The organism is Plantactinospora sp. B6F1 (assembly GCF_040120695.1).
Taxonomy (GTDB): Bacteria; Actinomycetota; Actinomycetes; order Mycobacteriales; family Micromonosporaceae; genus Plantactinospora.
Map to the genome: position 1 here is coordinate 19,780 of NZ_JBEEAC010000022.1, position 19,619 is coordinate 39,398.

At 72.8% G+C, this 19,619-nt stretch carries 14 protein-coding genes; 8 read left to right on the plus strand and 6 right to left on the minus strand.

Features of this window, described 5'->3' with window-relative positions:
- Window positions 1–92 precede the first annotated feature (92 nt).
- Window positions 93–2,936 (plus strand): leucine--tRNA ligase, encoded by a 2,844-nt coding sequence (gene leuS / locus ABNF97_RS24240; protein ID WP_349339915.1) that lies wholly within the window; start codon window positions 93–95, stop codon window positions 2,934–2,936.
- Between the two features lie 457 nt (window positions 2,937–3,393).
- Here the strand turns inward: leuS and ABNF97_RS24245 are convergent, their stop codons facing one another.
- From ABNF97_RS24245 to ABNF97_RS24270, 6 genes are all read right to left on the minus strand, one after another.
- Window positions 3,394–5,637, minus strand: coding sequence for a molybdopterin cofactor-binding domain-containing protein (locus ABNF97_RS24245; RefSeq protein ID WP_130460694.1), 2,244 nt, complete (start codon window positions 5,635–5,637; stop codon window positions 3,394–3,396).
- Window positions 5,638–5,650: 13 nt separating this feature from the next.
- On the minus strand, window positions 5,651–6,667 hold the full coding sequence (locus tag ABNF97_RS24250) for an FAD binding domain-containing protein (protein WP_349339916.1): 1,017 nt from the start codon (window positions 6,665–6,667) through the stop codon (window positions 5,651–5,653).
- Complete coding sequence (locus ABNF97_RS24255) at window positions 6,654–7,181, minus strand: (2Fe-2S)-binding protein (protein WP_349339960.1); 528 nt, start codon at window positions 7,179–7,181, stop codon at window positions 6,654–6,656. The genes ABNF97_RS24250 and ABNF97_RS24255 overlap by 14 nt, the downstream gene beginning before the upstream one ends.
- Before the next feature lie 261 nt (window positions 7,182–7,442).
- Window positions 7,443–8,141, minus strand: coding sequence for a TVP38/TMEM64 family protein (locus tag ABNF97_RS24260; protein ID WP_349339917.1), 699 nt, complete (start codon window positions 8,139–8,141; stop codon window positions 7,443–7,445).
- Between the two features lie 123 nt (window positions 8,142–8,264).
- Window positions 8,265–8,999: a type 1 glutamine amidotransferase gene (locus ABNF97_RS24265; protein WP_349339961.1), complete on the minus strand. Its 735-nt coding sequence runs from the start codon at window positions 8,997–8,999 to the stop codon at window positions 8,265–8,267.
- 13 nt (window positions 9,000–9,012) lie between these two features.
- Window positions 9,013–10,260, minus strand: a complete 1,248-nt coding sequence (locus ABNF97_RS24270; RefSeq protein WP_349339962.1) for a Mur ligase family protein — start codon at window positions 10,258–10,260, stop codon at window positions 9,013–9,015.
- A 404-nt stretch (window positions 10,261–10,664) separates the two neighbouring features.
- Between ABNF97_RS24270 and mraZ the strand changes: the two genes are divergently transcribed.
- The 7 genes from mraZ to mraY all read left to right on the plus strand — a co-directional run bounded on the left by mraZ (window position 10,665) and on the right by mraY (window position 19,535).
- Entirely contained in the window at window positions 10,665–11,096 is a 432-nt protein-coding gene (gene mraZ, locus ABNF97_RS24275) for a division/cell wall cluster transcriptional repressor MraZ (RefSeq protein ID WP_349339918.1), read from the plus strand.
- A gap of 200 nt (window positions 11,097–11,296) precedes the next feature.
- Window positions 11,297–12,433, plus strand: a complete 1,137-nt coding sequence (rsmH, locus tag ABNF97_RS24280) for a 16S rRNA (cytosine(1402)-N(4))-methyltransferase RsmH (protein WP_502930548.1) — start codon at window positions 11,297–11,299, stop codon at window positions 12,431–12,433.
- The gene (gene ftsL / locus ABNF97_RS24285; RefSeq protein ID WP_349339919.1) at window positions 12,430–13,095 is read left to right on the plus strand and encodes a cell division protein FtsL; all 666 of its coding nucleotides are present in this window, start codon (window positions 12,430–12,432) and stop codon (window positions 13,093–13,095) included. Before rsmH ends, ftsL begins: the two co-directional genes overlap by 4 nt.
- A 4-nt stretch (window positions 13,096–13,099) precedes the next feature.
- Window positions 13,100–15,337 (plus strand): peptidoglycan D,D-transpeptidase FtsI family protein, encoded by a 2,238-nt coding sequence (locus tag ABNF97_RS24290; RefSeq protein WP_349339920.1) that lies wholly within the window; start codon window positions 13,100–13,102, stop codon window positions 15,335–15,337.
- Between the two features lie 52 nt (window positions 15,338–15,389).
- Window positions 15,390–16,961 (plus strand): UDP-N-acetylmuramoyl-L-alanyl-D-glutamate--2,6-diaminopimelate ligase, encoded by a 1,572-nt coding sequence (locus tag ABNF97_RS24295; protein ID WP_349339921.1) that lies wholly within the window; start codon window positions 15,390–15,392, stop codon window positions 16,959–16,961.
- The gene (locus ABNF97_RS24300) at window positions 16,958–18,364 is read left to right on the plus strand and encodes a UDP-N-acetylmuramoyl-tripeptide--D-alanyl-D-alanine ligase (RefSeq protein ID WP_349339922.1); all 1,407 of its coding nucleotides are present in this window, start codon (window positions 16,958–16,960) and stop codon (window positions 18,362–18,364) included. Before ABNF97_RS24295 ends, ABNF97_RS24300 begins: the two co-directional genes overlap by 4 nt.
- A 40-nt stretch (window positions 18,365–18,404) precedes the next feature.
- Complete coding sequence (gene mraY / locus ABNF97_RS24305) at window positions 18,405–19,535, plus strand: phospho-N-acetylmuramoyl-pentapeptide-transferase (RefSeq protein WP_349339923.1); 1,131 nt, start codon at window positions 18,405–18,407, stop codon at window positions 19,533–19,535.
- The last annotated feature ends 84 nt before the right edge of the window (window positions 19,536–19,619 follow it).

The following is a 19,619-nucleotide window of genomic DNA, read 5'->3' on the forward strand; positions in this document are numbered from 1 at the left end:
GAACGGACCCGGCCCACAAACCTGAATTCGGTGCTCAGCCAGCTCGGTCGACCAGGGCGGGCCGACGAGGAGAGACGTAGCGAGGAGACGACATGACGACCGAGGCAGCCGAGCCGGCCGCGGACATTCCGCCGTACCGGTACACGGCCGAGCTGGCCGGGGAGATCGAGATTCGCTGGCAGGACCGGTGGGCCGAGCGGGGGACCTTCCGGGCGCCCAACCCGGTCGGGGCGCTGGCCGACCCCGACCATCCCCGGGCGGAGGCGGAGAAGCTGTTCGTGCTGGACATGTTCCCGTACCCGTCCGGGGCGGGGCTGCACGTCGGGCATCCGCTGGGCTACATCGGCACCGACTGCTACGCCCGCTACCAGCGGATGGTCGGGCGCAACGTGCTGCACACGATGGGCTTCGACGCGTTCGGGCTGCCCGCCGAGCAGTACGCGGTGCAGACCGGCACCCATCCCCGGACCACCACCGAGGCGAACATCGGCTACTACCGGTCGCAGCTGCGCCGGCTGGGGCTGGGGCACGACGACCGGCGCTCGGTGGCGACCATCGACACCGACTACTACCGCTGGACGCAGTGGATCTTCCTGCAGATCTACAACGCCTGGTACGACACCGCCGCCGCCCGGGCCCGGCCGATCGCCGAGCTGGTCGCCGAGTTCGAGGCGGGCACCCGGGCCACCCCGGACGGCCGGTCGTGGGCCGAACTGTCCCCGGCGCAGCGGCGGCGGATCGTCGACGACCACCGGCTGGCCTACGTCTCCGAGGCGCCGGTCAACTGGTGCCCCGGGCTGGGCACCGTGCTGGCCAACGAGGAGGTGACCCCGGACGGCCGCTCGGACCGGGGCAACTTCCCGGTCTTCAAGCGCAACCTGAAGCAGTGGATGATGCGGATCACCGCCTACGGTGACCGGCTGATCGACGACCTGGACGCGCTGGACTGGCCCGAGCCGATCAAGCTGCAGCAGCGGAACTGGATCGGCCGGTCGACCGGCGCGCACATCGAGTTCCCGACCGCCGCCGCGCCGATCCGGGTCTTCACCACCCGGCCGGACACCGTCTTCGGGGCCACCTACATGGTGCTGGCCCCGGAGCACCCGCTGGTCGAGAGGCTGGCCGGCGACGCCTGGCCGGAGGGGACCCGGGACGCCTGGACCGGCGGCCAGGCCACCCCCCGGGCCGCGGTGGACGGCTACCGGAAGGCGGCCGGCACCAAGACCGACATCGAGCGGCAGGCCGAGAACCGGGAGAAGACCGGCGTCTTCATCGGGGCGTACGCCACCAACCCGGTCAACGGGGCGCAGATCCCGATCTTCATCGCCGACTACGTACTGGCCGGCTACGGCACCGGCGCGATCATGGCGGTGCCCGGGCAGGACGAGCGGGACTGGGAGTTCGCCGAGGTCTTCGAGCTGCCGATCGTGCGTACCGTGCAGCCGCCGGAGAACTTCGACGGCAAGGCGTACACCGGGGAGGGCCCGGCGATCAACAGCGCCGCGCCAGAGCGCGGCCTGGACCTGAACGGGCTGTTCGTCGCCGACGCCAAGGCCAGGGCCATCGAGTGGCTGGAGGCGAACGGGCACGGCTCCGGCGCGATCACCTACCGGCTGCGGGACTGGCTGTTCAGCCGGCAGCGCTACTGGGGCGAACCGTTCCCGATCGTCTACGACGAGCAGGGCGACCCGCACCCGCTGCCCGAGGAGATGCTGCCGGTCGAGCTGCCCGATGTGGACGATTTCGCGCCGCGCACCTTCGACCCGTCCGACGCCGACTCCGACCCGGAGACCCCGCTGTCCCGCCGCAAGGACTGGGTCGAGGTCGAGCTGGACCTGGGTGACGGGCCGCAGCGCTACACCCGGGAGACCAACGTGATGCCGCAGTGGGCCGGCTCCTGCTGGTACGAGCTGCGCTACCTGGACCCGACCAACCCGGACCGGTTCGTCGACCCGGCCAACGAGCGGTACTGGATGGGCCCGCAGTCGCCCGGCGATCCCGGAGGGGTCGACCTGTACGTCGGCGGCCAGGAGCACGCCGTGCTGCACCTGCTGTACGCCCGCTTCTGGCACAAGGTGCTGTACGACCTGGGCCACGTCTCGTCCTTCGAGCCGTACCGCCGGCTGTACAACCAGGGCATGATCCAGGCGTACGCCTTCAAGAACGACCGGGGCGGCTACGTCGAGGCCGCCGAGGTGGAGGAGGTCGACGGCACCTACTACTTCGGCGACCAGCAGGTCAGCCGGGTCTACGGCAAGATGGGCAAGTCGCTGCGGAACGTGGTGACCCCGGACGAGATGTGCGAGGCGTACGGCGCCGACACCTTCCGGGTCTACGAGATGTCGATGGGTCCGCTGGACGTCTCCCGGCCCTGGGAGACCCGGGCGGTGGTCGGGGCGTACCGGTTCCTGCAACGGGTCTGGCGGACCATCGTCGACGAGCAGACCGGGCAGCTGCGGGTCACCGACGACCCGGCCGACGAGCAGACCCGGCGGCTGCTGCACCGGATCATCGACGGGGTCCGGGGCGACCTGGACGGCATCCGGATGAACACCGCGATCGCCAAGCTGATCGAGCTGACCAACGGGCTGACCCGACTGGCGGCAACCCCCCGTGAGGTGGCCGAGCCGCTGCTGCTGATGCTGTCGCCGTTCGCCCCGCACATCGCCGAGGAGCTGTGGCAGCGGCTGGGGCACGCCGAGTCGCTGGCGTACGAGCCGTTCCCGGTGGCCGACCCGAGCCTGCTGGTCGCCGAGACGGTGACGTACCCGGTGCAGGTCAACGGCAAGGTCCGGGGCCGGGTCGAGGTGTCGGTGGAGGCGGCCGAGGAGGCGATCCGGTCCGCCGCGCTGGCCGAGGTCGCCGCGCAGCTGGCCGGCCGGGAGCCGCGCAAGGTGATCGTGGTACCGGGCCGGATGGTCAGCGTCGTCGTCTGACTGGCGCATGGCCCGGCCGGCGGCCTCCGGCGCACCGTCGCGGGCGGCGCACCGGTCTCGACCTGGACGTCCGAGGCGTTAACCAGTCCGGATTACGCCTCGGACGTCCAGGTGAGCGGTCCGGCTCACCTGGACGTGCTGCGGGATGGCGATTGAGGGTTGCCCGTGGCGGCGGGTCTGGCACGCTATGCCGGCACGGGCCGGGCCGCGGCGGACCTCGGTTCGTCACGTTCGACTTTGACCACTGTGGGTTCGGGCTACGCGCGTACGATCTGGTCGCTCTCGATCGCGGCCCCGACTCGCCGGAGGAGGATCGCGAACGCTGGGCCGCGATCCTCGCCGGCTACCAGCAGGTCCGTCCGCTGAGCCAGAGCGAGGTGGCCGGCTTCCCCGTACTGGCCGCCTGCTGGGCAGAAGGCTTGACCATCCGTCGGGGAACGCACCTGCCCAGCGCAGCTCAGAGCAGGTCCTCGACGGTGATCGGGAGGTGCCGGATCCGCCGGCCGGTGGCGTGGTGGACGGCGTTGGCGATCGCTGCGGCGGTGCCGACGATGCCGATCTCACCGACGCCCTTCACCCCGAGCGGGTTGACCACGGAGTCGGGTACCTCGATGACGTCGACCGTGACGTCCGGGACGTCGGCGTTGAGCGGGACCAGGTAGTCGGCGAGGCTGGCGTTCGCCCAGCGCCCGGTGTGCGGGTCCATCCGGGTCGCCTCCAGCAGCGCCTGGCCCAGCCCCCAGAGCATCCCGCCCATCAGCTGACTGTGCGCGGTCCTGCGGTTGAGGACCCGGCCGGGGGCGAAGACGCCGACCAGCCGGCGTACCCGGACCAGCCCGAGTTCGGTGTCGACGGCCACCTCGGCGAACTGGGCGCCGAAGGTGTGCATGGCGTGCTCCGTCATGGGCGGCAGGACCGGCATCCAGGTGCCCACCGTCTCCACGTCCGGGATGTGGTTGCGGGTGAGCAGCTCGGCGTAGGTCTCGCCGACCTCGGGCCGGTCGCGCAGGCACATCCGGCCGTCCCGGACCACCACCCCGGCCGGGTCGGCGCCGTGCAGCGGCGAGTGCTGGTCGGCCACCGCCTGCCCGACGAGCTGGTCGCGCAACTGGGTGCAGGCCAGGTGTACCGGTGCACTGGTCGCCCCCGCGCCGGCCGAGCCGACCGCCGAGGCGACGTTCGGCAGGTCGGTGGTGCCGCCGAGGAACCGTACCCGGTCGATCGGCAGGCCGAGGCCGTCCGCGGCGACCTGGGTCATCGCGGTCAGCGCACCGGTGCCGAACTCGGAGATGCCGGCCTCGACGACCGCGCTGCCGTCGATGTACAGCCGGGCCCGGGCCCGCTGCGGGCTGATCGGGGCGGCCACCGGATATGCGGCGGTGGCCATGCCGGTGCCGATCAGACACTGCCCCTCGCGGCGGATGCCGGGGGTCGGGTCGCGGTCGGCCCAGCCGAAGAGTTCGGCGCCGCGCTGGTAGCACTCCCTGAGCCCCTTGCTCGACCAGGGTTTGCCGGTGTCCGGGTCGACGTCGGTGTGGTTGCGCAACCGCAGCTGCACCGGGTCGACCCCGGTGGCGTACGCGAGTTCGTCCATCGCGGACTCCAGCGCGAACATCCCGGTCGCCTCGCCCGGTGCCCGGGTGAAGGTCGGGGTGATGATGTTGCCGCGAACCAGCCGGTAGCCGCCGGCGTAGTTCGGCGAGGCGTACGCGATCGCGGCCGACTCCAGGGAGGTCTCGGCCCAGTCGTCGAAGTGCGAGGTCAGCGAGATCTTGTCGTGGGTGAGCGCCACGAGTGTGCCGTCCCGACCGGCGCCGAGCCGGACCCGCTGCTCCTGCTCCTCGCGGAAGCCGCAGGAGTGGAACATCTGGTCCCGGCTGAGCGTGAGCCGGACCGGCCGGCCGACCTGTCGGGCGGCGAGCGCGGCGAGGGTGACGTGCGGCCAGATCAGTGCCTTGGCGCCGAAGCTGCCGCCGACGTAGTGGCTGACCACCCGGACCTGGGTCGGTGCCAGCCCGAGCAGTTCGGCGACGCTGAGCTGGGTCGCGGTCGGCCCCTGGGTGGAGTCGTAGAGGGTGAGCCGGTCGGTGTCGTCCCAGACCGCCGTGGTCGTCCCCGCCTCCAGCGGGTTCTGGTGGTTGGCCGCGAACCGGTACGTCAGGTCGAGGCGCACCTCGGCGTCGCGCAGTGCCGTCTCCGGGTCGCCCCGGGTCGGGTTCCGGCCGGGCACCAGCCCGCCGAAGATCCGTTCCGGCTCGTACGCCTGCTCGCGTCCCTGGTCGAGCAGGGTCACCGACGGCGTCTCGGCGTAGGTCACCTGGACCAGGCTGCCCGCGTACTCGGCCCGTTCGACGGTGTCGGCGACCACGATCGCGACCGGCTGGCCGGCGTAGTGCACCACGTCGTCCTGGAGCGGGAAGAAGCTCTGCCCGTGCGCGGTCAGCCCGGCCAGCGACGGGAACAGCCTCGGCTGGGCCGCGACCCGGGGCAGGTCGAGATGGGTCAGTACCGCGAACACGCCGTCCGCGACCCCTGCCTGCCGGCAGTCGATCCCGATGATCCGGCCGCTCGGCACCCGGGCACCGACCAGCACCGCGTGGGCGAGGTCGGGCAGGTTCAGTTCGCCGGAGTACCGGGCCGCGCCGGTGACCTTGGCCCGGCCGTCCACCCGGTCGAGGGCCGCCCCGAGTACCGGGCTCATCCGTGCGGTCCTTTCACGATGCGGTTCCGTCGCCGCCGACCATCCGGGCGTCGCCGGTGACCGTGCGCAGCGCCCGGACGATCGTGCGCCGACCCAGTTCGATCTTGTACGCGTTCATGCCGTGCGACACCGCGTCGGCCAGTTCCGCCTCGGCCGCCGCCCGGAACGACTCGACGCTGGCCGGGGCGCCGACCAGCACCGATTCGGCCCGTCGGGCCCGCCAGGGCGTGGTCGCGACACCGCCCAGCGCCAGCCGTACGTCGGTGACCACTCCGGCGTCAAGCGAGACGGCGACCGCCGCCGAGGCGAGCGCGAACTCGTACGACTCCCGGTCCCGCACCTTCAGGTAGTTCGACGTACTGGCCATCGCCAGCGGCGGGATCTCCACGGCGACCACGAGTTCGCCGTGCGCGGTCGGGTGCTCGCGGTCCGGAGTGTCCCCGGGCGCCAGGTAGAAGTCGTCGACGGGGATCCGGCGGTGCCCGCCCGGCCCCTGGGTGAGCACCACCGCGTCCAGCGCGACCAGTGCGACGGCCAGGTCCGAGGGGTGGGTGGCGATGCAGTACTCGCTGGTGCCCAGGACCGCGTGGCCCCGGTTGATTCCGTTCATCGCGCTGCAGCCGGTACCCGGCTCGCGCTTGTTGCAGGGCGCCGCCACGTCCCGGAAGTAGCCGCAGCGGGTCCGCTGCATCAGGTTGCCGCCGATCGAGGCCATGTTGCGCAGTTGCGGGGAGGCGCCGAGCAGTAGAGCCTGGGAGACCATCGGGAAGCGGCGCCGGACCGGCAGGGCCTGGGCGACGTCGCTCATCCGGGCGACCGCACCGATCCGGACCCCGCCGCCGGGGAGTTCCTCGACCTGGCGCAGCGGCAGGTCGTTGATGTCCACCAGCCGCCTCGCCCCGGCGACGTGGATGCGTTGCAGGTCGACCTCGGTGGTGCCGCCGGCCAGGAAGGTGCTGCCCGGGTCGGCGGCGACCGTCCCGATCGCGGTGGCCACGTCGGCCACCCGGGAGTAGCTAACCGGTCGCATCGGGCCCACCCGTCCCGGCCTCGTCCCGGACCTGCCGGATGGCGGCCCGGATGTTCGGGTACGCCGCGCACCGGCAGATGTTGCCGCTCATCCACTCCCGGATCTGCGCGTCGTCCGCGGCGTGCCCTTCGGCGAGGAAGGCCACCGCCGACATGATCTGGCCGGGGGTGCAGTATCCGCACTGGAAGGCGTCCTGGCTGATGAACGCCGTCTGCATCGGGTGCAGATCGGTCCCGTCGGAGAGCCCTTCGATCGTGGTGACCTCGCGGGTCTCGCAGGTGATCGCCAGGGTGAGGCAGGCCAGTACCCGTCGCTTGTCCACCCAGACCGTGCAGGCGCCGCAGGCGCCCTGGTTGCAGCCCTTCTTGGTGCCGGTGAGGTCGAGCCGGTCGCGAAGCGCGTCCAGCAGGCTGACCCGGGGTTCGACCAGCATGTTCCGGACGGTGCCGTTGACGGAGAGCCGGACGACGGTCGCGTTCGGGCCGCGTACGACGGCGGTGTCGGCGACCTCCACCGCGCCGGCTGTCTCGGCGTACGACTTCACCCGTCACCTCGCTGACCATCGTTGCGCGTGGGCGCCGCGCCCGGCGGAAGCGCCCACCGCGGGGCCGGGGGTGACCCGGCCCCGGGGTGAGGCTCGACCCTCCGTCCTCCGGGGGCTGCCGCTGAAGGAGGACGGCGGCGTCCAACAGCCTATCGCCGAACGGTCCTTATAGGGCAAATACCGTGAATCGCACGATCCCGCTCGTCCGTGTCCTCGCCGAGCCGCTACCGGCTACTCCGGGTGCGCCGCCGGACCGCCGGCCTTCGTGGCGCGTTCGGCCCGCCACCAGCGCACCGCCAGGACGACGGTGGCGACTAGGCCCAGCGCCCCCGGGGTGACCGCCAGCCAGTTCACCTCGTCGGGCGAGACCGCCGCCGCACCCACCGCCGCGTAGCCGAACGCGGACGGGGCGGCGGCCAGCACACTGCCCAGCAGGAACGGCGCGAGCCGCGCCCCGGTGGTGCCGTAGCCGTAGCTGACCAGCCCGAACCCGCCGATCGGCACCAGCCGGACGCTGATCACCCCGAGCACGCTCTGCCGGGCGAACCATCCGTCGAGCCGGGCCAGTCGGCCGCGTACCCGTTCCGCGACGAACTCCCGACCGAGCAGCCGGCCGATCGCGAAGCCGGCGAGCGCGGCGAGCAGCGCGGCGGCCAGCGTGTAGCCGGCGCCGAGCAGTGGCCCGAAGATCGCTCCCCAGACCACCGTGATCGCGGTCCGGGGCACCAGTGCGACCAGTAGCAGCGCGCCACCGCCGATCGCGGCGACCGGCGCCAGCGAACCGAGCCGGTCGGCCAGCCGGGGCAGCTCGGCCACCTCGGGCCGGGGCGCCAGCAGCAGTACCAGGCCGAAGAGGCCGAGCACCAGGAGCAGTACGGCGAATCGTGCGGCCGACCGCTGCCGCAGCGGCAGCCGGACGAATCCGGTCACCCCTTTCTCGACCCGAACCGTACGCTCGACCCGAGCCGCGCGCTCGACCCGAACCGCACGGCGCTCACGCACCGCGTCCGACCACGCGGTCCGCCGGACCCGCGGGGGTAGGTGGCGCGACTCTCACTGCCGGGCGGCGGCCAGGGCCGCGCTGCGTTCGGCCCGCAGCCGATCCGACCAGGTGTCGTCCAGCGGCGGCAGCTGCGGCGCGCCGGTCGCCCAGCGCAGCAGCAGGTCCGCCAGGGCCGGGTTGCGGGCCAGCGCCGGCCCGTGCGAGTACGTGCCGAGCAGCTTGCCCCGCCACGCCCCCTCGGTGGTGCCGTCGTTGCCGACCCCGGCGCTGATCCGGGCCAGCGGCGACACCCCGGCGCCCAGATGGGTACGCCCGCCGTGGTTCTCGAAGCCGCTCAGCGGCGGCAGCCCCAGCCGGGGGTCGATGGCACCGGCGAGTTCACCGACCGCCCGGGACGGCCCCCGGTCGGAGTGCAGGTCGAGCAGGTCCAGGCCGGCGCACTTGGCGCCCTTGGCGAAGAACGAGCCGCCCAGCAGCTGATAGCCGGCACAGACTGCGAAGACCACCGAGCCCTGGTCGGCGGCCCGGCGCAGCCCGCCGTCGGCGATCAGTCGCTGCGCGCCCAGCGCCTGCGGGCCGTCCTCGCCGCCGCCGAGCAGGTAGATGTCGGCGGAGACCGGCAGCCGCTGGTCGGAGCGGATCTCGATGCACTCCACCGGCAGGCCGCGCAGTTGGGCCCGGCGGGCCAGGATCAGCATGTTGCCCCGGTCGCCGTAGGTGGAGAGCAGGTCCGGATAGATCCAGACGATCCGCAGCGTGCTCTCCCCGGCGGCCGGGCCGGGCATGCGGTAGGCGGGATCAGTTGACACGGTCCAACTCCGCTCGAATGTCCTGGAACGCCGTGTAGTTGGCGATGACCTCGAGCCTGCCCGGCGGGATGCTCGTGATCGCTTCGGTGAAGGTCCTGACGTGCTGGAACGGTACGCCGTTGACGTCCAGCCGGACCGCGAGGTCGTACGCCCGGTCGCCGGTGACCAGCACCTGCCGCCCGCGCAGCGGGGCGAAGTCGACGTCGAACAGCCAGGAGGTGTCCAGCCCGTCGGGGTCCCGGGCGTTGATCGACAGCAGTGTCGGCGCCTCCTCGGCCATGTCGAACGCCTCCAGCCAGCTCGCCGGGTTCTTCGCCAGCAGCAGCCGGATCGTCCGGCCGTCCTTGACCACCTGGGCGTACCGGCCGGCGACCGAGGCGACCCCACCGAGCCGGGACACCGCGTCGGTCGGGCGTACCCCGAACTCGGCCGCCACCGCCAGCGCGGTCGCCGCGTTGCCGAGGTTGACCCGCCCGGGTAGTTGCAGGACCACCTTGTGCCAGTCACCGGCGGGGTCGAGCACACCGTCGTCCTCGACCACCCACTGCGGCTCCGGCCGGCGCAGCCAGCAGCCGGTGCACCACCACTGGTCCGCCATCCGCTCGATCGGGGCGCCGCACTCCGGACAGACCCAGGAGTCGTCGTGCCAGCGCTGCCCGGCGCTGAACCAGGTGACCGCTGCCGGGGTGACCTGCGGGCTGCGGGTCGCCGGTGGGGTCGCCGCCCAGACCACCATCGGGTCGTCGGCGTTGGCGACCACCCGTACCGACGGGTGCCGGACCAGCGCGGCCCGCCAGAGCTGGGCCATCATCGCCACTTCCTTGGCCCGGTCGAGCTGGTCGCGGGAGAGGTTGAGCAGGGCCACCACCCGGGGCTCGGTGGCCTCGAGTACCTGGGCCAGGTAGTGCTCGTCTACCTCGAGGACCGCGTACGGGGTGCTGCCGGCCTTGGCCAGTGCCGAGGTGTGTCCGGTGGGCATGTTCGCCCCGAACGAGTTGGTCGCCACCCGGCCCAGTACGCCGACCGCGGCCGCGGCCAGCCGGGTGGTGGTCGTCTTGCCGTTGGTCCCCGACACCAGCGCGATGGCCCGGCCGGACGCCAGGTGGGCGAGGAGATCAGGATCGATCTTGAGACCGATCCACCCGCCGATCACCGAGCCGTCGCCCCGGCCGGCGGCCCGGGACAGGGCCGCAGCGGTGCGCGATACCGAACTGGCCACCTTTGCCCGGAGAGGCATCTTCCCGTCGGTCACGCGAGCGAGGTTACCGGACGGCGCCGGGCGGGTGGCCGTCGCACGAAACCCGCGAATTTTTCCCTCCACTTCCCTCCCGCCCCGCTCCGGACGGGCGGCCGAGGCAGCCGGATGCGTCGGAAAAAGCAGGGTAAATCCGGGCGCCGAGTGACCGCCGTATCGCTGTCGGATAGCGGACCCCGGCGAGGGGAGGCCCGTTTCCCTCCACCGCAGGGCACCCCTTCTGACGTGCGGTTTCACTCCGAGGACAGCCGGTCTTTCCGGGCGATTCCGGTTGCGGGTGGAGGGAAGTGGAGTAGAGTGGGGCGCGATGGGGGGCCAGGAGGGCCCGCCGGCCCGGGGGGCAGCGGCGCCGCGAACGCCGTTGGTAGGGCGAGGGGGTTGGGCCGGTGTTTCTCGGCACGCACACTCCGCGCCTGGACGACAAGGGCCGGCTGATCCTTCCGGCCAAGTTCCGGGACGAGCTGGCGGGAGGTGTCGTGATCACGAAAGGGCAGGAGCGCTGCCTCTACGTCTTCCCGATGCCCGAGTTCCAGCGCATCGCGGGACAGCTGCGCGAGCAGCCGATGACGCACAAGGCGGCCCGGGCCTACAGCCGGGTCTTCTTTGCCAGCGCGCACGACGAGATCCCGGACAAGCAGGGCCGGGTCACCATCCCGATCCACCTGCGGGAGTACGCCGCACTGGACCGGGAGCTGGTGGTCATCGGGGCGAGCACCCGGGTGGAGATCTGGGACAAGCGGTCCTGGGAGAGCTACCTCGCGGAGAGCGAAGGGGACTTCGCCGACATCGAGGAGGGGGTGCTGCCGGGCGGACTGTAGGGCGGCGCGTGCCGACGCCCGACGTACTGCGAGATCTCCACCCGCTCGAAGTTCCTGGCGCCTCTTCCCCGGTGCCAGGCGCGATCCACCGAGGGTCCGAAGGTCGGCCTCGGGGAGCTGAGCGGATGGGGATCTGGCGGTACGACGAGCGCGACATTACCGGGCACGTCCGGACGAGACAGGGGTCACTGGGGGTCGACATGGGGGAGCTACGCGGTACGCACGTGCCGGTGCTGCTTGAGCGGTGTCTCGAGCTGCTCGCCCCCGCCCTGGACCGGGCCGACGACCGGACGACGGTTTACGTCGACGCCACCCTCGGGCTGGCCGGGCACGCCGAGGCGGTGCTCGCCGCGCATCCGCGTACCGTCCTGATCGGACTCGACCGGGACACCGAGGCCCTGGCGCACGCCCGGGCCCGGCTCGACCGGTACGCCGACCGGATCCACCTGGCGCACGCGGTCTACGACGAGCTGCCCGAGGTGCTGGAGCGGCTCGGACACGACCGGGTGGACGGCGTGCTGTTCGACCTCGGCGTCTCCTCGCTGCAACTCGACGCGCCCGATCGCGGGTTCGCCTACGCGCAGGACGCGCCGCTGGACATGCGGATGGACCAGTCCGCCGGTACGACCGCCGAGGAGGTCGTCAACGGCTACTCGCACGGCGAACTGGCCCGGGTGTTGCGGGTCTACGGCGAGGAGCGGTTCGCCGGCCGGATCGCCTCGGCGATCGTCCGGGAGCGGGAGCGCCATCGGCTCACCTCGTCGGCCCGGTTGGCCGAACTGGTCAGGGAGTCCATCCCGGCACCTGCCCGACGAACAGGTGGACATCCGGCCAAGAGGACGTTTCAGGCTTTACGGATCGAGGTAAACCGGGAACTGGCGGCGCTGGAGACGGCGTTGCCGGCCGCCCTGGACGCACTGTCCGTGGGTGGTCGCGCGGTGGTGCTGTCCTACCACTCACTGGAGGACCGGATCACCAAGCAGGTGTTCGCGGGCCGTGCCCGGAGCACCGGGCCGGTCGACCTTCCGGTCGAGCTGCCCGGTACCGGGCCGATGCTGCGGCTGCTCAGCAGGGGAGCCGAGCTGCCGGGCGAGGCGGAAATCCAGGCGAACCCGCGGGCCGCGTCGGTGCGGCTGCGGGCGGCCGAACGGATCGAGCGGGACGGCGGTGCGAGCACGACGACGAGGCGGGCTGTCCGCGAACGGCCCGGGCGAGTCGTCGGGACGACAGGTCCGGCCGGTGCGGGGGCACCGGGCGGGTCCGACGGAGCGCGACGGGACATGCCGCGGCCGGCATCCGACGGCGGCGGCACGACAGTACAGGGGGAGGGAAGATGAACGTCAACAGGCGCGAGCGCCGGGAACAGCCCGACGCGACGCGCGACGCGCAGCAGCGCACACCGCGGTCGGGGGGCCGGACCACGGTGCAGCGGGCGGGCGGTGGCCGGTCGAACCCGGCGCCGGAGACCCGAGCGCGGGGGGCACGACGGTATCCGACCCAGGGCAGTGCCGCACTGCGTGAGCGGGACTGGGAGCAGCCGGCGGAATCCGCCCGGGGGCTGCGGGTCTGGGACAGCTCGGACGAGCTGCCGGAGAGCGCACCGGAGTCGGCGACGCCGGCCCGGCGCTCCCGGCTCCGGGTGGCGCCACCGCTGCCGGTGGCCCGACCCCGGGTCTCCTTCGTGGCGCTGATCCTGGTGCTGGTGGTCGGCGGGATGCTCGGCATCCTGGTCGTCAACAGCAAGGTCAACGAGAACGCGTTCCGGCTGGAGCGGCTGCAGCAGCAGCAGTCCACGCTGGACCTTCAACAGCAGGAGCTGGAGCGGAAGATCGCCGACGCCGAGGTGCCGGGCAACCTGGCCGCCCGGGCCCGCCAACTGGGTTTGGTCGACTCCGGGCCACCGGCCTTCATCCGGCTGCCCGACGGTCGGGTGATCGGCGTACCGCGGCCCGCCGGCGGCGAGCCGGCGATCACCAGCCAGCAGGGCGCCGGGGGATGACCCGGTGACGCCGCGGTCCGACGAGCCGCGCCGGGACGCTTCGGTGTCCCGGCGCGGCTCGTCGCGCGCCGATCGGGAAACCGACCGCGGCACCGGCTCCGGCGCTCGCTCCGGCTCCGGAATCGGCGGCATCTCCGACGCCCGGGCCTACACCCCGCGCGGCCGGACCGTGCGGGACAGCCCGGAACTCCGGCGCACCCCCGGCGTCGCGGGCGGCTCCACCGAGCAGGGTGGCCGATCCCGGCGTACCCCCAGGACCGGACGGTCGGCCGACCCGTTCCGGCCGGCGTTGCAGGTGCTCGACGGCGGCCGGTCCGGCGCGGCCCGGTCCGCCCGGCGCACCGTGCCGACCGCCGCCGGACGCACCATCACCCCGCGCCCCGTCCGCAGCGGCGCCGACGTCGCCAAGCCGGTCCGGCGGCGTCCGGCCGACCCGGCCGGCGGCCCGACCCGGACCACCGCCGCGGCGCCCGCCCGGCGCCCGGCCCGGCGACCCCGCCGGCCACCCCGGCTGGCCGACCCGCACCGGCGGCTGCGGCTCGGCACACTGCTCGCGCTCGCCATGTTCACCACGATCGGCATCCGGCTGGTCGCGCTCCAGGTCGTCGACGCCCCGGAGTACGACGGCGGCGGTGTCGGCGACCGGCTGCGTACCGTCGTCCTGCCCGCCCCCCGCGGAACCATCTACGACCGCTTCGGGGCGGCGCTGGCGCACAGCGTCGAGGCCCGCTACGTCTACGCCGACCCGGAACTGATCGACGATCCGGCCGGGACCGCCACGGCCCTCTCGCCGCTGCTCGGCATCCCCGCCTCCAAGCTGACCGAGGAGATGCGGAAGCGGAAGCGGCCCGACGGGCGCCCGTCGAACTTCGAATACCTGGCCCGGGGCGTCGAGGTCGGCACCGCCGAGAAGATCATAAATCTCAACCTGAAGGGCATCGGCACCGGGCGGGACGAGCGGCGCGAGGTCCCCGGTGGCGACCTGGCCGCCAACCTGCTCGGCTTCACCAGCCAGGACCGGGTCGGCCTGGAGGGGATCGAGGCCCGCTACGACGAGCTGCTGCGCGGGGTGAACGGCGAGCGGGAGTACGAGGTCGGCAAGGGGGAGCTGGCAGCCGAGATCCCCGGCGGCTACAGCCGGGTCATCCCGGCCCGGCCGGGCAGCTCGCTGCAACTCACCATCGACCGGGACCTGCAGTTCATGGTGCAGCGGATCCTCGCCAAGCGGATGCAGGAGGTCAACGGCACCACCGGGGCGGCCGTGGTGCTCGACGTACGCACCGGCGAGGTGCTGGCCCAGGCGAGCTATCCGACCTACGACGCGGCAGACTGGCGGAAGTACGACGCCAGCGACCGCAACGACGCCGCCACCAGCTTCGTGGTCGACCCCGGATCGGTGCACAAGGCCATCATCTTCGGCGCCGGGCTGGAGGAGGGGGTGATCACCCCGAACACCGCCTGGCCGACGCCGTACAGCATCCGCAAGGGCGACCAGACGTTCCGGGACACCCACAACGCGCAGGGCCGCCGGCTCAGCGTCGCCGGGATGCTCGGGTTCTCCTCCAACGTCGGCACCATCCGGATCGCCGACCGGCTCGGCGCGGAGAAGGTCTACGAGTACCAGCTCCGGTTCGGGCTGGGGCAGCCGACCGGCGAAGGGGTGCTGGGCGAGGCGTCCGGCCGGGTGCTCAAGCCGTCGGAGTACAGCGGCTCGACCTACGGGTCGGTGCCGATCGGGCACAGCGTCGACGTCACCCCGTTGCAGATGGCCGCCGCGTACGCCGCGATCGCCAACGACGGCACCTGGGTCCAGCCCCACCTGGTACGCGAGATCATCGGCCCGAAGGGCAAGCGGAAGCCGGTACCCGACCCGAAGACCCGGCAGGTACTGCGGCCGGAGACCGCCGCCGCGCTGCGTACCCTGCTGGAGGCGCCGGTGACCATCGACGGCGGCACCGCCACCCAGGCGGCGATCGAGGGCTACCGGGTCGCCGGCAAGACCGGCACCGGATCCCGTGTGGTCAACGGCGAGTACGCCCCCGGCGAGGTCGCCTCGTTCATCGGCATGGACCAGGCGGACGACCCGCGGTACGTCATCGCGGTCTTCGCGCACACCCCGTCCGGTGGTGGCGGCGACGTCTCCGCACCGGCCTTCAAGGAGATGATGGAGTACGTCCTCCGGCACTATCGGGTGCCCTCGACCGGCACCGCGCCGCCGAAGTTCGTCGTCTATCCGCGCTGACCTGCCGGAACGGGACATCATCGGTGGGTGCGGGCAAACCACCGGGGCGGCTGTGCGGGGTGGACCCTCCGACGGGGTAGGGTCTGACGCCGTGCCCGGCAATCCCCGTCCCCGCGCCGTGACGCCGGTCCGGCTCACCGATCTCGCCGCGCGAGTCGGCGCCGAGCCGCCTCCGGACGCCGCCGACCTGGCCGTCACCGGGGTGACCCATGCCAGCGGCGAGGTGCACTCCGGCGACCTCTACGCGGCACTCCCGGGTGCCCGCCGGCACGGCGCCGAGTTCGTGGCACCGGCGGCGGCGACCGGCGCGGTGGCCGTCCTCACCGATCCGGCCGGTGCCCCGGCGGCGGCCGAGGCCGGGTTGCCCGCCCTGGTCGTGCCGGATCCGCGCGCGGTGCTCGGCGAGCTTTCCAGCGCGGTATACGGCGATCCGACCGCCGGGCTGACCGTCGTCGGCATCACCGGCACCGCTGGCAAGACCAGCACCAGCTACCTGATCGAGTCGGGGCTGCGGGCCGCCGGCGGTGTCACCGGCCTGATCGGCACCGTGGAGTGCCGGCTCGGCGACCTGGTGGTGGAAAGCGTCCGGACCACTCCGGAGGCCACCGACCTGCACGCGATGCTGGCGGCGGCCCGGGAACGCGGTGTCACGGCGGTGGCGATGGAGGTCTCCAGTCACGCCCTGGCGATGGGCCGGGTCGGCGGGGTCCGGTTCACCGTCGGCGGCTACACCAACTTCGGCCACGACCACCTGGACTTCCACGCCGATGTCGCCGACTACTTCGCGGCCAAGGCGCGGCTCTTCGACGGCCGGTGCGACGTCGAGGTGCTCAACCACGACGATCCGGCGCTCGAACCGCTGCGCCGGCCCGACACCGTCACCTACTCGGCCGTCGGCGATCCGGCCGCGACCTGGCGGGCCGGCGGGATCCGGGAGTCCGGCTACACCCAGACCTTCACCGCGTACGGTCCGGACGGCCTGGCCGTCGAGGCGGGGGTGGCGCTGCCCGGCCGGCACAACGTGGCCAACGCGCTGCTGGCGATCGCCACGCTGGTCGGCGCCGGCGTCGATCCCGCGGTCGCGGCCCGGGGCGTGGCGGCCTGTCCCGGCGTTCCCGGCCGACTGGAACTGGTCGAGGCGCCCGGCCCGGTGCGCGGGGTGGTCGACTTCGCGCACACCCCGGACGCGGTGGTGGCGGCGCTGCGGGCGCTGCGCGACCTGACCAGCGCCGGCAACCGGTTGATCTGCGTGCTCGGCTCCGGCGGCGACCGGGACCACGGCAAGCGCGCGCTGATGGGAGCCGCCGCGTCGGCCGGAGCCGACCTGGTGGTCGTCACCGACGACAACCCGCGCGGCGAGGACCCGGGAGTGATCCGGGCCGAGGTGCGGCGCGGTGCCGAGCAGGCCGGCGGGTCGGCGCTGGTGCGGGAGGTGGCCGGCCGCCGGGACGCGATCGAGGAGGCGGTCCGGCTCGCCGAGCCCGGTGACGTGGTCACGGTGCTCGGCAAGGGGCACGAGCGCGGCCAGGAGATCGCGGGCCGGACGTACCCGTTCGACGACCGGGTCGAGCTGGCCGCCGCGCTCGCCGCCCGGTTCGGCAACCTGGTGGAGGGCCGCCGATGATCCCGTTGACCCTGTCCGAGGTGGCCGCCGCGGTCGACGGCCGGCTGGTCGCCGCCGACCCGACGCTGCGGGTCACCGGCCCGGTCGAGTTCGACTCCCGCAAGGTACGTCCCGGCGGGCTCTTCGTGGCCTTCCCGGGTGAGAAGGTGGACGGGCACGACTTCGCGGCCTCGGCGGTGGCCACCGGTGGTGCGGCCGCGGTGCTCGGCTCCCGGGCGGTCGACGGGGTGCCGATGGTGCTGGTCCCGGACGCCCGGGCCGCGCTCGGCCGGCTGGCCCGGGCGGTGCTGGACCGGCTCCCCGAACTGACGGTGATCGGACTGACCGGGTCGTCCGGCAAGACCACCACCAAGGATCTGGTCGCCCAACTCACCACCCGGCTCGGCGCCACCGTCGCGCCGCCCGGCTCGTTCAACAACGAGCTGGGGCACCCGTACACGGCGTTGCAGGCCGACACCGAGACCCGGTTCCTGGTGCTGGAGAAGGGTGCCCGAGGGCTGGGACACGTCCGCTACCTGTGCGAGATCGCCCCGCCCCGGATCGCGGTCGTGCTCAACGTGGGCGTGTCGCACATCGGCGAGTTCGGCTCGCAGGAGGCGATCGCCCAGGCAAAGGGCGAACTGGTCGAAGGGCTGCCGGCCGACGGGCTCGCGGTGCTCAACGCCGACGACGAGCGGGTTCGCGCGATGGCGACCCGCACCGCCGCCCGGGTCGTGCTGGTGGGCGAGGCCGCCGAGGCCGAGGTGCGGGCCGAACAGGTCGACCTGGACGATCGCGGGCGGGCGTCGTACACCCTGGTCACGCCGGAGGGGCGGGCGGCGGTCCGGCTCGGGATCAGCGGCCGGCACCAGGTCGGCAACTCGCTCGCCGCGGCGGCGGTGGCCCGGGACCTCGGCATGCCGCTGGCCGAGTTGGCCGGTGCGCTCGGTCAGCTCGGCCTGCCCTCGACCCGCCGAATGGACGTCTTCGACCGCACCGACGGGGTGACGGTGATCGACGACTCCTACAACGCCAACCCCGCCTCGACCTCGGCGGCGCTGCGGGCGTTGGCCGGGATGGGTGAGCGGCGGCGGACCTTCGCGGTGCTCGGCTACATGGCCGAGCTGGGCGATTTCGAACGGGACGGGCACGAGCAGGTCGGTCGGCTCGCGGCCGAGCTGGGCGTCGACCGGCTGATCGTGGTCGGCGATCCGGCCGCGCCGATCCACGACGGCGCGGTGGCGATGGCGAATTGGGGAGGAGAGTCGGTGCTGGTTACCGATCAGGCGGCGGCGGTCGAGGCGCTGCGCCGCGAGTTGCGGCCGGGCGACGTCGTCCTGGTGAAGGGCTCGCGCTACCGCACCTGGGAGGTGGCCGACGCGCTGCGCGCCGAGGCCGTCCAGTCCGAGGGCGGTGCCCGGTGAGCGCGGTGGGTCGGCGGGATTCGACGGAAGGCGTTCCGGCGTGAGGGCGGTCATCGTCGCCATCGGTGTGGCGTTCCTGATTTCGCTCTTCACCACGCCAATCGCCATCAAGGTCTTCACCCGGCTCAAGGCCGGCCAGCCGATCCGGGCCGAGGGCCCGGTGATGCACCAGGGTAAGAAGGGCACGCCGACGATGGGCGGCGTGGTCTTCATCGTCGCCACGGTGATCGCGTACGTCGCCGGACACGTGGCCCTGACCACCCTGCCCGACGAGCAGATCGCCCAGGTGGAGCCGACCATCACCGCGCTGGTGCTGCTCGGGCTGATGGTCTTCTCCGGTGCGGTCGGCTTCATCGACGACTTCCTCAAGGTGCGCAAGCGGAACAGCGCCGGACTGAACAAGCGGGGCAAGCTACTCGGCCAGATCCTGGTCGGCGCCGTCTTCGGGGTGATCGCGCTCTCCTTCCCGAGCACGATGACCGACGCGTCGGGCGTGGCTACCAACACCGAGACGGTCGGCAGCACCACGCTCTCCTTCATCCGGGACATCGACGCGCTGGAGGTCGGCAAGGTCGCCTCGGTGATCATCATCATCTTCGTGGTGATGGCCGCGACCAACGGTGTCAACCTGACCGACGGACTGGACGGGCTGGCCACCGGCGCCTCGGTGATGGTGCTGGCCGCGTACGCGCTGATCGCCTTCTGGCAGTACCGGCACTGGTGTGCGGACTCGGACTACGTCCGGGGCGGCGCGTACTGCTACACCGTCCGGGACCCGCTGGAGATCGCCCTGATCGCCGGGGCGGCGGCCGGGGCCTGCGTGGGCTTCCTCTGGTGGAACACCTCACCGGCCCGGATCTTCATGGGCGACACCGGGGCACTCGGGCTGGGCGGTCTGATCGCCGGGATGGCGATGTCCACCCGGACGCTGCTGTTGCTGCCGATCCTCGGTGGTCTCTTCGTGATCATCACCATGTCGGTGGTCATCCAGATCATCTCGTTCCGGACCACCGGCAAGCGGGTGTTCCGGATGTCGCCACTGCAGCACCACTTCGAGCTGGCCGGCTGGAGCGAGGTCAACATCGTCGTACGGTTCTGGATCATCGCCGGGATCGGGGTGGCGATCGCCCTCGGCCTGTTCTACAGCGAGTTCCTCGCCGCCGTCACCTGACCCCTGGCCCCGGTCCCTGGCCCCTGCCCCCGGGGCACGATCTACCGACGCCGCCCGGCGGTGACGATCTACCGACGCCGCCCG

Bases quoted from the DNA above. Each gene is read 5' to 3' on its own strand.
- ABNF97_RS24245 (WP_130460694.1), bottom strand. From the start codon at position 5,637: ATGAGCCCGGTACTCGGGGCGGCCCTCGACCGGGTGGACGGCCGGGCC.
- ABNF97_RS24250 (WP_349339916.1), bottom strand. From the start codon at position 6,667: ATGCGACCGGTTAGCTACTCCCGGGTGGCCGACGTGGCCACCGCGATC.
- leuS (WP_349339915.1), top strand. From the start codon at position 93: ATGACGACCGAGGCAGCCGAGCCGGCCGCGGACATTCCGCCGTACCGG.
- ftsL (WP_349339919.1), top strand. From the start codon at position 12,430: ATGAACGTCAACAGGCGCGAGCGCCGGGAACAGCCCGACGCGACGCGC.
- ABNF97_RS24270 (WP_349339962.1), bottom strand. From the start codon at position 10,260: ATGCCTCTCCGGGCAAAGGTGGCCAGTTCGGTATCGCGCACCGCTGCG.
- ABNF97_RS24265 (WP_349339961.1), bottom strand. From the start codon at position 8,999: ATGCCCGGCCCGGCCGCCGGGGAGAGCACGCTGCGGATCGTCTGGATC.
- rsmH (WP_502930548.1), top strand. From the start codon at position 11,297: ATGGGGGAGCTACGCGGTACGCACGTGCCGGTGCTGCTTGAGCGGTGT.
- ABNF97_RS24300 (WP_349339922.1), top strand. From the start codon at position 16,958: ATGATCCCGTTGACCCTGTCCGAGGTGGCCGCCGCGGTCGACGGCCGG.